Raw genomic sequence first — 13,830 nt, 5'->3', positions numbered from 1 at the left:
ACAGCGTATGCAACGATATTTTATCGAGCTCACGAAGCAGCAAATAGAGGAAGCGCCGGCTTTTTCGATTACCGGCGAAGATGTTCATCATATTGTGAACGTGATGAGAATGAATGAGGGAGATCAGATTATCTGCTGCTCTCAAGACGGCTTCGAGGCAAAATGTGAACTTCAATCTGTTTCCAAAGATAAAGTGTCCTGCCTTGTGATAGAATGGACGAATGAAAACAGAGAGCTTCCGATAAAGGTCTATATTGCGAGCGGCCTTCCGAAAGGAGATAAGCTTGAATGGATTATCCAAAAGGGGACTGAGCTCGGAGCTTATGCCTTTATTCCTTTCCAAGCCGCGCGTTCTGTTGTCAAGCTGGATGACAAAAAGGCAAAGAAAAAGCGGGAAAGATGGACGAAAATTGCAAAGGAAGCGGCTGAGCAATCGTACCGTAACGAAGTGCCGCGAGTGATGGATGTCCATTCTTTTCAGCAGCTTCTTCAAAGGATGCAGGATTTCGATAAATGTGTCGTTGCATACGAGGAGTCATCGAAGCAAGGGGAAATAAGCACATTCAGCGCGATTGTAAGCAGCCTTCCGAAAGGATCATCTCTATTGATCGTATTTGGTCCCGAAGGCGGTTTAACAGAAGCGGAGGTTGAACGGCTCACAGAGCAAGACGGTGTGCCGTGCGGCCTTGGACCGAGAATTTTAAGGACAGAAACCGCTCCGCTATACGCGTTGAGCGCGATTTCTTATCAAACAGAGTTATTAAGAGGTGATCAGTAATGGCAACTGTTGCTTTCCATACGCTTGGCTGTAAAGTCAACCATTATGAAACAGAAGCAATCTGGCAGCTTTTCAAAGAAGCGGGCTATGAAAGAAGAGACTTTGAACAAACAGCTGATGTATATGTCATTAATACATGTACGGTTACAAATACGGGAGATAAAAAAAGCCGCCAAGTGATCAGACGAGCCATTCGTCAAAATCCTGACGGTGTCATCTGTGTCACAGGCTGCTACGCGCAAACCTCACCTGCTGAGATTATGGCGATCCCCGGTGTCGACATTGTAGTTGGAACACAGGACCGTGAAAAAATGCTTGGCTACATTGACCAATACCGAGAAGAACGCCAGCCGATTAATGGCGTCAGCAACATCATGAAAGCAAGAGTATATGAAGAGCTTGATGTGCCTGCTTTCACGGACCGCACAAGAGCGTCATTGAAAATACAGGAGGGCTGCAATAATTTCTGCACATTCTGTATCATTCCGTGGGCGCGCGGCCTGCTCCGCTCCCGCGACCCTGAAGAAGTCATTAAACAAGCGCAGCAGCTTGTTGATGCCGGATATAAGGAAATTGTTCTTACGGGTATTCATACAGGCGGCTACGGCGAAGATATGAAAGATTACAACTTCGCGAAGCTTTTGAGCGAATTAGACACCCGTGTGGAAGGCGTGAAACGGATCAGAATTTCTTCAATCGAAGCCAGCCAAATCACTGACGAAGTGATCGAGGTCTTAGACCGCTCAGATAAGATAGTGAATCATTTGCATATTCCGATCCAATCCGGATCAAACACAGTGCTTAAACGGATGAGACGCAAATATACAATGGAATTCTTTGCAGACCGTTTAAATAAATTGAAAAAAGCACTGCCAGGCTTAGCTGTTACTTCTGATGTCATCGTCGGATTCCCTGGAGAAACAGAAGAAGAATTTATGGAAACCTATAACTTTATTAAAGAACATAAATTCTCTGAACTGCATGTTTTCCCTTACAGTAAACGTACAGGAACACCAGCTGCGCGAATGGAAGACCAAGTGGATGAAAACGTGAAAAACGAACGTGTGCACCGCCTGATTGCTCTTTCTGACCAGCTTGCAAAAGAATACGCTTCTCAGTATGAAAATGAAGTGCTTGAGATTATTCCTGAGGAAGCCTATAAAGAAACAGAAGAAGAGAACATGTTTGTCGGTTACACAGACAACTATATGAAGGTTGTTTTCAAAGGCACGGAAGATATGATCGGCAAAATCGTAAAAGTCAAAATCCTAAAAGCAGGTTATCCTTACAACGAAGGACAGTTTGTCCGTGTGGTTGAGGATGAAATAACTGAACACATGCGTTTGTCTTCTTAACCTAAAAAATCGGTGCATTAAAATGTACCGGTTTTTTATTTAGCCGGGATAAGAAGGTGAATCAATCGGTAAAACAAGTTTGTAAGCGGAAGAAACAAAAGAGCTGTCACCACATTAAATAAAAGGCTGAAATGAGCAATCCTTTGGGCAGGATCAGGTGATAACTGTTCTACAAAGCCGGTCGCTGCGGTCAGAAAAGGCAATACTAGAGCGACCCCTAGCACGTTAAATACCACATGGGCATACGCTGTCTGTTTCGCCGCATATCCGCCGGATACAGCAGCCATGACAGCTGTAATGCATGTCCCGATATTTGATCCGAGTACGACGCTCATCGCCTGTGTCAGTCCGATAATCCCTTCATTCATAAAACTCATCAAAATGCCGATACAGACAGAACTGGAGTGAATGATGGCAGTTAACACCATCCCGATGAGCAAAGCGGACCAGTTTGAATCGTTAACATGGTATAGAACGTCGGCGCCCGTTTTCAGCTTTGTCAGCGGCCCGGCAAGATGGCTGAATCCGCTGATGCAAAAGAAGATGATGCCCAGTCCAAGGAAGCTTGTTCCCAGCTGTTTCAAAGGATACCTGCCAGTCAGAAAAAACAATAAACCTCCTATTAAAAGAACCCAAATCACAATATCCATTTTGATAGCAATAAATTCAGTTGTAAAAGTAGAGCCAACATTTGTCCCCAGAATCATCGGGATCGTCCGCTTAAAAGAAAGAACGCCCGCACTTACAAAGCCGATGACAATGACCATAAAGGCTGAGCTGCTCTGAAGTATCCCCGTAAATACAATACTGATAAGAAACGCTTTTAACGGATGGTCTGTAAATAAAAGCAAACGTTCTTCAATTTTTGAGTACGCCATTGAAATTAAGCCCTTTCGAAGCATGTTCATGCCTGCGAGAAAGAATAATATAAGAGCAGTAAAGCTAATCAGAATTAACATCCTATTCACCAACCCCTTTCTTTCATTATATAGACAGGCAGTCGCACTCATGACGGAAAAGTGAACTCACTTAGTTGACCTGACTGATGGCTTATATTATAATGTCAAAGTACATGTTTATATGTGTAACTTAAAGGTAGTCGATTGGTGTATTCGGAGGGAGGGAAAGAGAATGTCAAAAACGGTCGTTAGAAAAAACGAATCGCTTGAAGATGCTCTTCGTCGCTTCAAACGCAGTGTATCAAAGACAGGTACTTTGCAAGAAGCAAGAAAGCGTGAATTTTATGAAAAACCTAGCGTAAAGCGCAAGAAAAAGTCTGAAGCTGCTAGAAAACGCAAATTCTAAAAGAGGGTGGATTTATGAGTCTTCTTGAGCGTCTCAACCAGGATATGAAGCTGTATATGAAAAACCGTGAGAAAGACAAACTGACTGTCGTTCGAATGGTTAAGGCTTCACTTCAAAATGAAGCAATTAAGCTTAAGAAAGACAGTTTGACCGAGGATGAGGAACTCACTGTCCTTTCTCGTGAACTTAAGCAACGTAAAGACTCCCTCCAGGAATTTTCAAACGCTAATCGTTTAGATTTAGTAGATAAAGTTCAAAAAGAGCTGGACATTTTAGAAGTTTATTTACCTGAGCAGCTGTCAGAAGAAGAGCTGCGTACAATCGTAAATGAAACCATCGCGGAGGTCGGTGCGAGCTCAAAAGCGGACATGGGCAAAGTGATGGGGGCAATTATGCCTAAAGTAAAAGGTAAAGCTGACGGAAGTTTAATTAATAAGCTTGTGAGCAGTCAACTGTCTTAAATGGCAAAGAAAAGGACATCTTTCTAAGAGAGATGTCTTTTTTTATACATAAAAAAATGAAACCTTTGATACATTTGTTACGTATGAAGAGAAGGCACTTATTATAAAAGGAAGGAGGGATACACCGCCCTTGCTTCAAATCAAAGGATTCCGTGCTGCTCTTTTGAGTATATTTTTGCTTTCTTTATTAGGCGTACAACTGAACGCAAAAGCAGAAAAACAAACTGTTTATGTGATTCCGGTAGAAAAAAATGTCGAACAGGGTCTCGCCTCGTTTTTGTCCCGTTCGTTACAAGATGCAAAGGATGCACATGCAGACCATATTATTCTCGATATCAATACCCCGGGGGGATTGGTCAAATCTGCTATAGATATGGCCGATTTGATAACCGAAAGCGAGATCCCCGTAACTGCATATGTCAACAAACGCGCGTTGTCTGCTGGTGCATATATTGCACTTCAAGCAGATCACATTTATATGGCGCCTGGCGGAAAAATGGGAGCCGCCGCGATTGTTGATGGCCAAGGCAATGCCGCTGACCAAAAAGCTCAATCACTTTGGCTGGCAGAGATGGAAGATGCCGCAGTGAAAAATAACCGCGATCCAAAATATGCGCTCGCAATGGCTGACCCGGATATAGGTGCCAAGGAAGTCGGCGCGCCTAAGGGAGATCTGTTGACACTTAACGCAGACAAGGCAATTGAGGTAGGCTATTCAGAAGGCACTGCTGACAATTTGTCCACGCTCGTAAAGAAGCTTGGGCTCGAAAAGGCGCAGATCAGCTACGCAAAGGAGAGCTTTGCGGAAAAGACAGCAAGATGGCTGACGAATCCGGTCATTGTCCCTATTCTGCTGACAATCGCTTTTTTAGGTCTGACGGTGGAGCTTTTTTCCCCGGGTGTCGGCCTCCCTGGAACGGCTGGACTCATTGCGTTATTGCTGTTCTTTTACGGGCATCTTGCAGCCGGTCTTGCCGGGTATGAGACGGTTCTCCTCTTTATAGCAGGGGTGATTCTCATTCTGCTTGAGATTTTTCTTCCCGGAGGAATCATTGGATTACTGGGCTTGGGAGCGATTATTGCGAGCCTGTTTTTAGCCGCGGGGAGCTTCACTGTCATGGCGGTTTCTCTCTTGATCGCCTCAGCTGTTTCGATTACAGCTTTTATTTTACTGACAAGGGTGTTGGGAAAGCGTATGAAATTCTTTAAGAAATTGATATTAAATGATTCTACAAACACGGAGAGCGGCTACGTTTCAAATCAAACGCGCACGGACTTAATGGGAAAAGTGGGTATAACCTTTACACCGCTGCGTCCTTCCGGTACCGTGATTATTGATGATGAACGCCTTGACGTTGTTTCGGAGGGATCGTTTACAGAAAAAGATAAAAAAGTAAAAGTGATTAAAGTAGAAGGCTCACGCATTGTCGTGAGAGAAATTTAAATAGAAACGAGGAGAAGTTATATGGATCCGTCAACACTTATGATTCTGGCAATTGTCGCAGTAGCGATCATTGTTTTGGCAGTATTTTTTACATTTGTGCCTGTAATGCTTTGGATTTCAGCTTTGGCAGCCGGAGTGAAAATCAGCATTTTCACTCTAGTTGGGATGAGGCTTCGCCGTGTCATTCCGAATCGGGTTGTTAACCCGCTGATTAAAGCCCATAAAGCGGGACTTAATGTTGGAACAAACCAGCTTGAAAGCCACTACCTGGCTGGAGGTAATGTTGACAGAGTCGTCAACGCGCTTATCGCCGCTCAGCGAGCTAACATTGAACTCACATTCGAGCGCTGTGCTGCCATTGATCTTGCAGGCCGGGACGTGTTGGAAGCTGTTCAAATGAGCGTTAATCCTAAGGTGATTGAAACACCGTTCATTGCCGGTGTCGCAATGGACGGGATTGAAGTGAAAGCGAAAGCGAGAATCACAGTAAGAGCGAATATCGAGCGCCTCGTCGGGGGAGCAGGAGAAGAAACCATTGTAGCTCGTGTAGGTGAGGGGATCGTTTCTACAATCGGTTCATCTGGCAATCATAAAAAAGTGCTTGAAAACCCTGACATGATTTCTCAGACAGTCCTTGGAAAAGGATTGGACTCAGGAACTGCGTTTGAAATTCTCTCAATTGATATTGCAGATGTAGATATCGGCAAAAACATCGGTGCAATTTTACAAACCGATCAGGCCGAGGCTGATAAAAACATCGCGCAGGCAAAAGCGGAAGAACGACGTGCGATGGCTGTCGCTCAAGAACAGGAAATGCGTGCCCGCGTAGAAGAAATGCGCGCGAAAGTGGTAGAAGCCGAGGCGGAAGTGCCGCTTGCGATGGCAGAAGCTTTGCGTGAAGGGAATATTGGCGTCATGGATTACATGAATATCAAGAACATCGATGCTGACACAGAAATGCGTGATTCATTCGGCAAGCTGACGAAAGACCCTTCGGATGAAGACCGCAAATCATAATCTCTCTAAGAAGGGAGAACGCTGATGGAAGATTTACTGACCAATCCGCTTATTATTGCAGCGATCATCGGAATCATTTCTGCGATTTTCGGCAAAAAGAGCAAAGAAGAAAAGCAAAACAGCCAAAAAAGAAAAAAACCTCAACACGTGCAATCTGCTTCTCCTCAAAAGAAGCAGTCAAAAGAAGATGCCCCTGTACCTATCCCTAACCGTATGGAACAGGCAAGACGGGAAGCGGAAGAAAGACGCAGGGAAACAGCAAGAAACCTGAAAGGGCTGGAACGAGATCTTGCTGCTGCCAAACAAAAAACAGTATACACAAAACAAAAAATGCTTCAGGTGAATAAAGACACCGTCGTACAGGGGATCGTTCTAGGAGAGGTGTTCGGGCCTCCACGGGCGAAAAAACCTCACCGTACGATGCGCTCGGCCCGTAAAAATTAAAGTGTTAGAACCTCCTTTCAAATCATACATATGAGATGAAAGGGGGTTCTTTTTGTATGGGGCAAAGAAAGAATCGTATGAAAGCTTGGCTGACAAGAGCATTGGAAATTCCCCCGGACGTTATGATGGATCTGCCGAGGATTACAATGGTTGGCAGACTTCATATCTACATAGAAAACCACAGAGGTCTTTTGCTTTTCAGTGAGAATGAAGTGAGGCTGATGCTGAAGCAGGGCCAGTGCATCATATCTGGTAAAAATTTTGTCATCAAGGCGATTCTTCCGGAAGAGATACTTTTGGAGGGTACGATTGATGTCGTTCGATATGTTGAGTCATAAAGCCGAGGGGGAAATGTTGTGAAAAATAAATGGCTGTCTTTTTTTTCGGGTAAGGTCCAGCTTGAATTGACGGGAAGAGGGATTGAGCGGCTCCTTAATGAATGCACAAGACAGGGGATTCCGGTCTTTCATGTCAAAAAAAAGAAAGAAGCCGTATCGTTATATATACAGCTTCAGGATGTACATGCCTTTCGGCGGGTGAGAAGTAAATTTAAATGTAAAGCCCGATTTATCAATCGGAAGGGTTTTCCCTTCCTGTTGCTGAAATCAAAGCTGAATATAGGGTTTACGATCGGTTTTGCGATTTTTTTCATCCTTTTGTTTTTGCTGTCCAATATGGTGTGGAAAATTGATGTGACAGGCGCTAAGCCTGAAACAGAACATCAAATGAGGCAGCATCTTAATGAAATCGGCGTCAAAAAGGGCCGTCTGCAGTTTTTAATGATGTCGCCCGAAAAAATACAGAAATCATTAACTAATGGAATAGACAATATCACTTGGGTCGGAGTTGATCTGAAGGGGACGACCATTCACATGAAAGTTGTGGAGAAAAATGAGCCCGAAAAAGAAAAGTATGTTAGCCCGCGCAATATTGTCGCCAAAAAGAAAGCAACCATTACGAGAATGTTTGTGCAAAAAGGACAGCCCATGGCCGCCATACACGATCATGTTGAAAAGGGGCAGCTACTTGTTTCGGGATTGATCGGCAGCGAAGACCATCAGCAGGAAGTCGCCTCAAAAGCAGAAATTTACGGAGAAACCTGGTATAGATCAGAAGTGACAGTCCCGCTTGAAACATTATTTAACGTCTATACGGGCAAAGTAAGGACAAAGCACAAGCTTTCTTTTGGTTCTTTGGCAATCCCGATCTGGGGGATGACGTTTAAAAAAGAGGAATTGAAGCATCCAAAAACAGAACAAGAAAAGCATTCGCTTCATTTTCTCGGATTTAAGCTCCCTGTATCCTATGTCAAAGAGCAAACGAGAGAAAGTGAAGAGGCTTTGCGAAAATATACAAAAGAAGAAGCAGTTCAAGAAGGCATTAAATTGGGTAAACAGGATGTAGAGGATAAAATAGGCGAAAACGGCGAGGTGAAAAGTGAAAAAGTTTTGCACCAGACTGTTGAGAATGGTAAAGTAAAGTTGATTATTCTCTACCAAGTTATAGAAGATATCGTTCAAACCACACCTATTGTCAGGGAGACTGAAGAATGACAGAACATTTACTTGCGATGAATCAAAAACTGAAAAACCCGGACGAGGCGCTTTCACTCTTCGGGAACCAAGATTCTTTTTTGAAATTGATGGAGAAAGATCTGAATGTAAATATCATTACGCGCGGCGAGACGATTTATGTTTCAGGCGATGATGAATCGTTTCAGATTGCAGACAGGCTGCTGGGATCGCTCCTCGCTTTAATTCGCAAGGGGATAGAGATCTCTGAACGTGATGTGATTTACGCCATCAAAATGGCAAAGAAGAATGAACTTGAATACTTTGAAAGCATGTATGAAGAAGAAATTACAAAAAACGCAAAAGGCAAATCAATCCGTGTAAAAACAATGGGACAGCGGGAATACGTGGCCGCTATGAAGCGGAATGACCTTGTATTCGGCATTGGTCCGGCGGGAACCGGGAAAACGTACCTGGCTGTCGTAAAAGCAGTCCATGCTTTAAAAAACGGACATATCAAAAAAATCATTTTAACAAGACCTGCCGTGGAAGCCGGTGAAAGCCTTGGTTTTCTCCCAGGTGACCTAAAAGAAAAAGTAGATCCTTATTTGCGCCCGCTGTATGACGCTCTCCATGATGTGCTTGGGGCAGATCATACAGAACGTCTGATGGAAAGAGGCATCATTGAAATTGCTCCGCTCGCATATATGAGGGGGCGGACGCTCGATGATGCTTATGTTATACTTGATGAAGCACAGAATACCACGCCTGCTCAAATGAAAATGTTTTTGACGAGACTGGGTTTTGGCTCTAAAATGATCATTACAGGTGACGTCAGCCAAATTGATCTGCCGAAAGGCGTCAAATCGGGACTTGCAGTAGCGAAGGAGATGCTGAAAGGAATAGACGGCATTTCTATGATTGAGCTAGACCAGACAGACGTGGTCAGACATCCGCTTGTTGCGAAAATTATTGAAGCATACGATAAGCAAAATTAATGCTGAATGACCCGATCGCGCGTTATCGGGTCATTTTTATGATTGCTTATGGGCTTGATGTTTCAAGAGGAGGTTCTTGTGTTGAAAAAGAAGGCTAAGACCAAAAGCAGCTCAAAAAAATGGAGCAGTTTTAAAAATGCCCGCTCCATGCATGTACTGCTGTATCTTCTGCTGGCTGCCATTATGTTTGCTTTGCTCTTTGTACATGTTAAGCCGGAAACACTTGATTTAGACCTGTTTTCAGTCAGCGACAAGACCATTTACGCTCCGGCAACCGTAGAAGATCAAAAAGCCACAGAGGAAAAAAAGCAAGCCGCTGAGGACGCGGTTGAAGATCAATATACATTAAAAAAAGAATATACAGACAATCGGATTGACCTTGTGTCATCAATATTCGACAGTATTAGTGAAGTGAAAAAATCATCGGAAGAAGGCAGTAAATCACCATCGGAAAAATCAATGGTCAAATCTGTAAAGGACAAATTGACATCAGATGTGAATGATTCTATATCGGAGGATTCCATCAAGACATTGCTGAAAGCAGACAGTGAAGACTTTTCTTTTGTCAGAGATACGGTCATTACCGCAGTAAATACGGTCATGAGCAGTGAAATCCCCTCGGATAAACTATCTGATGCAAAGGATAAGGTAGAAAAAGAGCTAAAGAGCAATTCTATTCCTTCTAAATACTTGGGAGCTGCGACAGAAATCGGGCGTTTTGCTATTATTCCGAATTACGTCTTCGATCCGAAAGCAACAGAGGCAAAACGGCAGGAAGCCTCAGATAATGTCCAGCAGGTTCAAATCAAACAGGGGCAAGTGCTCGTGGAAGAAAATGACCTCATTGATCGGGAAGTGTACAGAAAACTTGAGCTGACCGGGTTATTAAATAACTCAAATCTCTTTAAACCGATCAGCGGGCTATTGATTATGATCGGACTTTTCATTGCAACACTTGTATATTATTTTGAAAAACAGAAACAAAATCTGAAGTTTAAAAACCAATCCATTCTGTTATTCTCCATAATCACAACACTTTTGCTTGTGATCATGGAGGTTGTCAGTTTGTTTCAGAAGATGGAGTATAATAATATCGGCTATCTGGTCCCCATTGCGGCCGGCGCCATCTTAATCAAACTGCTGATGAATGAACGCATTGCCATTTTGGGAAGTATCATTCTTGCGATTTGCGGAAGTATGATGTTTAATCAGGGTGTGACAGGAACATTCAATTATGTCATAGGGATTTATTATTTGATCAGCGGCATTTCAGGTGTATTATTTTTAGGAAAACACAATGCAAGATCAAAGATTTTGCAGACCGGACTTTTCGTGGCGTTTATTAATATGGTTGTCGTTCTATCCTTATTATTGATCCAGAACACTGCGCTGTCGGGTCTTGAAATCGGCACGTTAATGCTCATGGGGGTTGTGTCGGGGTTTGCTTCATCTGTATTGATCATCGGCCTGATGCCGTTTTTTGAGACGGGCTTTGGCATTTTATCCACCATGAGGCTGCTCGAGCTGTCTAACCCTAACCATCCGCTATTGCGCAAAATACTGACAGAAACACCAGGTACATATCATCACAGTGTAATGGTTGCCAATTTATCAGAGGCAGCCTGTGAAGCGGTTGGGGCTAATGGTTTGCTTGCAAGAGTCGGCGCATATTATCACGATCTCGGAAAAACAAAGCGCCCGCAATATTTTATTGAAAACCAAATGAATATTGACAATCCGCATGACAAGCTGTCACCTCAGTTGAGTAAAAATATTATTATCTCGCATACGACAGACGGTGCGAATATGCTGAGAAGCTATAAATTTCCGAAAGAGCTTGTCGATATTGCTGAGCAGCATCATGGAACCTCGCTTTTAAAGTTTTTTTACTATAAAGCGAAGGAAAAAGGCGACCAGATTACAGAGGAAGAGTTCCGTTATCCGGGGCCGAAGCCGCAGTCAAAGGAAGCCGCAATTATATCAGTGGCCGACAGTGTTGAAGCGGCCGTCAGATCCATGCATAATCCAAATCCTGAACGAATTGAAAAGCTTGTCCGGGGTATTATATCCGATAAGCTTCAGGACGGACAGTTCAGTGAATGCGATTTGACATTTAAAGAGCTGGATACAATCGCAAAAACGCTCTGTGCAACATTAAAAGGAATTTTCCACTCCCGGATTGAATATCCGGAGGCTACTAAGAAGGTGAAATAGATGAGTTTACTGATTGATATCGTTGATGAAACGGGAAGCGTCTCAGAAGAGATGCTCAAAGAAGTAGAAAATCTGCTTCAATTTGCCGCTGAGCGTGAAGGCGTTCAGGATCAGGCTGAAGTTTCTGTCACGATTGTTTCCAATGATGACATACATCAGATTAACAAAGAATACCGGGGAAAGGATGCTCCGACAGATGTCATCTCATTTGCTCTTGAAGAAGAGGGGGAAGGCGAGATCGAAATCGTGGGCGCCGAAATGCCTCCGGTTTTAGGTGATATTATCATCAGTGCCGATCGCACAAGAGAGCAGGCAGAGGAGTATAATCATTCTTTTAAAAGAGAGCTCGGATTTCTAGCTGTACACGGATTTCTGCACCTTTTAGGATATGACCATATGACGAAAGAGGAAGAAGAGGAGATGTTTACTAAGCAAAAGGAATTGCTGGACGCTTATGGACTCAAAAGATCATAGAAACGAGCTGAAGCGATTCTTCAAAAGCTTCGTGCATGCAGGCCGGGGCATCTGGGAAACAGCGCGGACGGAGCGGAATTTCCAATTTCATGCCGCAGCCGCCTGCGCTGTTCTCATTTGCGGCTTCCTTGTAGAGCTCAGCATGATTGAGTGGATGATTATATTCCTTTTGATAGGCGGTATGTTTTCGCTTGAGCTTTTAAATACAGCCATTGAACATACGGTTGATTTAATAACTGACAAACATCACCCTCTTGCTAAAGCGGCCAAGGACGCTGCCGCCGGGGCTGTTTGCGTTTTTGCCGTGATTTCGTGTATCATTGGTTTACTTATTTTTTTGCCAAAGCTGTAATGGCTGAAAATTCTTACATTTATTTTACATTTTTAGAAATGGGCGTGAAAAAAAGCGCGCGATTATGTAAAATATAAAGTGATAGCGGTACCATTATAGGTAAGAGAGGAATGTACACATGAACAGACAAGAATTAATAACAGAAGCTTTAAAAGCGCGTGATATGGCATATGCGCCGTATTCCAAATTCCAAGTAGGAGCCGCTCTTCTTACCAAGGATGGAAAAGTGTACAGAGGCTGCAATATTGAGAACGCGGCATACAGCATGTGCAATTGCGCCGAGCGTACCGCTTTATTTAAAGCTGTTTCTGAAGGGGATACAGAGTTTCAGATGCTGGCCGTTGCGGCTGACACCCCTGGACCGGTATCTCCGTGCGGAGCCTGCCGCCAGGTGATTTCTGAGCTTTGCACAAAAGACGTTATTGTCGTACTGACTAATTTACAAGGACAAATAAAAGAAATGACTGTGGAAGAATTATTGCCAGGCGCATTTTCATCGGAGGATTTACATGACGAACGAAAGCTTTAAATCAGGATTTGTATCCATTATTGGAAGACCAAACGTAGGAAAATCTACATTTTTGAACAGAGTCATTGGACAAAAAATCGCGATCATGAGCGATAAGCCCCAAACGACGAGAAACAAGGTGCAAGGAGTACTGACGACAGGCACATCACAAACCATTTTTATTGACACACCAGGGATTCATAAACCTAAGCATAAGCTTGGGGACTTTATGATGAAAGTGGCGCAAAATACATTAAAAGAAGTCGATTTGATCTTGTTTATGATCAATGCTGAGGAAGGCTACGGGAAGGGCGACGAATTCATCATTGAGAAATTGCAGACGATGTCTACGCCTGTATTCTTAATCGTAAACAAAATCGATAAAATTCATCCCGACCAATTGCTTCTGCTAATTGACGAATACCGCAAACGTTATCCTTTTAAGGAAATTGTTCCGATTTCTGCTTTAGAAGGAAATAACATCGAAACCTTGCTCGCTCAGATTGAAGCGTATTTGCCGGAAGGGCCGCAATTCTATCCGAGTGACCAGGTAACTGACCACCCTGAGCGATTTATCATTTCTGAATTAATCAGGGAAAAGGTGCTGCATTTGACGAGAGAAGAAATCCCGCACAGCATTGCGGTGGCCATCGAATCCATCAAAGGGCAGGACAACGGTTCTGTGCACGTAGCGGCAACGATTGTGGTCGAGCGGGATTCCCAGAAAGGCATCGTGATCGGTAAAAAAGGAAGCCTTCTAAAAGAGGTTGGAAAAAGAGCGAGAGCGGATATTGAAGCACTGTTGGGCTCCCGTGTCTACCTTGAATTGTGGGTGAAAGTGCAGAAAGACTGGCGTAATAAAATGTCCCAGCTTCGCGATTTTGGCTTTAAAGAGGACGAATATTAATCTCTAGCTGTGTGTGTCATTATCTCACAGGAACAGGGATACATTAGCAAATTTTGTTTAAC

16 protein-coding genes are annotated in these 13,830 nt (G+C 43.6%); 15 read left to right on the top strand and 1 reads right to left on the bottom strand.

Annotation, left to right across the window (positions count from 1 at the left end):
* The first annotated feature begins 7 nt into the window (after positions 1-7).
* Together MHI44_RS03335 and mtaB are read left to right on the top strand one after the other, a co-directional pair.
* The gene (locus MHI44_RS03335; protein ID WP_339202868.1) at positions 8-778 is read left to right on the top strand and encodes a 16S rRNA (uracil(1498)-N(3))-methyltransferase; all 771 of its coding nucleotides are present in this window, start codon (positions 8-10) and stop codon (positions 776-778) included.
* A complete protein-coding gene (mtaB, locus tag MHI44_RS03330) occupies positions 778-2,133 on the top strand; it encodes a tRNA (N(6)-L-threonylcarbamoyladenosine(37)-C(2))-methylthiotransferase MtaB (protein WP_014114458.1) in 1,356 nt (451 codons plus the stop codon). The genes MHI44_RS03335 and mtaB overlap by 1 nt, the downstream gene beginning before the upstream one ends.
* A gap of 35 nt (positions 2,134-2,168) precedes the next feature.
* On the opposite strand, the gene MHI44_RS03325 is transcribed toward mtaB, so the two are convergent.
* Positions 2,169-3,092, bottom strand: coding sequence for a Na/Pi symporter (locus MHI44_RS03325; RefSeq protein WP_221776794.1), 924 nt, complete (start codon positions 3,090-3,092; stop codon positions 2,169-2,171).
* A gap of 172 nt (positions 3,093-3,264) precedes the next feature.
* On the opposite strand from MHI44_RS03325, the gene rpsU reads away from it, so the two are divergent.
* From rpsU to era, 13 genes are all read left to right on the top strand, one after another.
* Positions 3,265-3,438, top strand: a complete 174-nt coding sequence (rpsU, locus tag MHI44_RS03320) for a 30S ribosomal protein S21 (protein ID WP_003152957.1) — start codon at positions 3,265-3,267, stop codon at positions 3,436-3,438.
* Between the two features lie 14 nt (positions 3,439-3,452).
* Positions 3,453-3,899 carry a GatB/YqeY domain-containing protein gene (locus tag MHI44_RS03315; protein WP_003230022.1) on the top strand — a complete coding sequence of 149 codons (447 nt, stop codon included), beginning with the start codon at positions 3,453-3,455 and terminating at the stop codon, positions 3,897-3,899.
* Positions 3,900-4,029: 130 nt separating this feature from the next.
* Positions 4,030-5,343 (top strand): nodulation protein NfeD, encoded by a 1,314-nt coding sequence (locus tag MHI44_RS03310; RefSeq protein ID WP_339202865.1) that lies wholly within the window; start codon positions 4,030-4,032, stop codon positions 5,341-5,343.
* A gap of 21 nt (positions 5,344-5,364) precedes the next feature.
* A complete protein-coding gene (floA, locus tag MHI44_RS03305; RefSeq protein WP_014477375.1) occupies positions 5,365-6,360 on the top strand; it encodes a flotillin-like protein FloA in 996 nt (331 codons plus the stop codon).
* 24 nt (positions 6,361-6,384) lie between these two features.
* A complete protein-coding gene (locus tag MHI44_RS03300; protein ID WP_339202861.1) occupies positions 6,385-6,804 on the top strand; it encodes a hypothetical protein in 420 nt (139 codons plus the stop codon).
* Positions 6,805-6,860: 56 nt separating this feature from the next.
* On the top strand, positions 6,861-7,142 hold the full coding sequence (gene yqfC, locus MHI44_RS03295) for a sporulation protein YqfC (protein ID WP_003226191.1): 282 nt from the start codon (positions 6,861-6,863) through the stop codon (positions 7,140-7,142).
* A gap of 18 nt (positions 7,143-7,160) precedes the next feature.
* Entirely contained in the window at positions 7,161-8,357 is a 1,197-nt protein-coding gene (yqfD, locus tag MHI44_RS03290) for a sporulation protein YqfD (protein ID WP_003230033.1), read from the top strand.
* Positions 8,354-9,313, top strand: coding sequence for a PhoH family protein (locus MHI44_RS03285; protein WP_014477373.1), 960 nt, complete (start codon positions 8,354-8,356; stop codon positions 9,311-9,313). The genes yqfD and MHI44_RS03285 overlap by 4 nt, the downstream gene beginning before the upstream one ends.
* A gap of 78 nt (positions 9,314-9,391) precedes the next feature.
* The gene (gene pgpH / locus MHI44_RS03280) at positions 9,392-11,527 is read left to right on the top strand and encodes a cyclic-di-AMP phosphodiesterase PgpH (protein ID WP_010886570.1); all 2,136 of its coding nucleotides are present in this window, start codon (positions 9,392-9,394) and stop codon (positions 11,525-11,527) included.
* Complete coding sequence (gene ybeY / locus MHI44_RS03275; RefSeq protein ID WP_003230039.1) at positions 11,528-12,001, top strand: rRNA maturation RNase YbeY; 474 nt, start codon at positions 11,528-11,530, stop codon at positions 11,999-12,001.
* A complete protein-coding gene (locus MHI44_RS03270) occupies positions 11,982-12,353 on the top strand; it encodes a diacylglycerol kinase family protein (RefSeq protein ID WP_015384119.1) in 372 nt (123 codons plus the stop codon). Before ybeY ends, MHI44_RS03270 begins: the two co-directional genes overlap by 20 nt.
* Positions 12,354-12,471: 118 nt before the next feature.
* Positions 12,472-12,882 (top strand): cytidine deaminase, encoded by a 411-nt coding sequence (locus MHI44_RS03265; protein ID WP_003230049.1) that lies wholly within the window; start codon positions 12,472-12,474, stop codon positions 12,880-12,882.
* Entirely contained in the window at positions 12,863-13,768 is a 906-nt protein-coding gene (gene era, locus MHI44_RS03260; protein WP_003230051.1) for a GTPase Era, read from the top strand. The genes MHI44_RS03265 and era overlap by 20 nt, the downstream gene beginning before the upstream one ends.
* The last annotated feature ends 62 nt before the right edge of the window (positions 13,769-13,830 follow it).

The sequence above is a fragment of the Bacillus sp. FSL K6-1366 genome (genome assembly GCF_037976695.1).
GTDB lineage: Bacteria > Bacillota > Bacilli > Bacillales > Bacillaceae > Bacillus > Bacillus subtilis.
Note: the sequence above shows the minus strand (reverse complement) of the source record. Positions and strands in the feature narration are given on the sequence as shown.

Bases quoted from the DNA above. Each gene is read 5' to 3' on its own strand.
- rpsU (WP_003152957.1), top strand. From the start codon at position 3,265: ATGTCAAAAACGGTCGTTAGAAAAAACGAATCGCTTGAAGATGCTCTT.
- MHI44_RS03325 (WP_221776794.1), bottom strand. From the start codon at position 3,092: ATGTTAATTCTGATTAGCTTTACTGCTCTTATATTATTCTTTCTCGCA.
- MHI44_RS03300 (WP_339202861.1), top strand. From the start codon at position 6,385: ATGGAAGATTTACTGACCAATCCGCTTATTATTGCAGCGATCATCGGA.
- MHI44_RS03285 (WP_014477373.1), top strand. From the start codon at position 8,354: ATGACAGAACATTTACTTGCGATGAATCAAAAACTGAAAAACCCGGAC.
- MHI44_RS03265 (WP_003230049.1), top strand. From the start codon at position 12,472: ATGAACAGACAAGAATTAATAACAGAAGCTTTAAAAGCGCGTGATATG.
- era (WP_003230051.1), top strand. From the start codon at position 12,863: ATGACGAACGAAAGCTTTAAATCAGGATTTGTATCCATTATTGGAAGA.
- MHI44_RS03270 (WP_015384119.1), top strand. From the start codon at position 11,982: ATGGACTCAAAAGATCATAGAAACGAGCTGAAGCGATTCTTCAAAAGC.
- ybeY (WP_003230039.1), top strand. From the start codon at position 11,528: ATGAGTTTACTGATTGATATCGTTGATGAAACGGGAAGCGTCTCAGAA.
- floA (WP_014477375.1), top strand. From the start codon at position 5,365: ATGGATCCGTCAACACTTATGATTCTGGCAATTGTCGCAGTAGCGATC.
- MHI44_RS03315 (WP_003230022.1), top strand. From the start codon at position 3,453: ATGAGTCTTCTTGAGCGTCTCAACCAGGATATGAAGCTGTATATGAAA.
- MHI44_RS03335 (WP_339202868.1), top strand. From the start codon at position 8: ATGCAACGATATTTTATCGAGCTCACGAAGCAGCAAATAGAGGAAGCG.
- yqfC (WP_003226191.1), top strand. From the start codon at position 6,861: ATGGGGCAAAGAAAGAATCGTATGAAAGCTTGGCTGACAAGAGCATTG.
- mtaB (WP_014114458.1), top strand. From the start codon at position 778: ATGGCAACTGTTGCTTTCCATACGCTTGGCTGTAAAGTCAACCATTAT.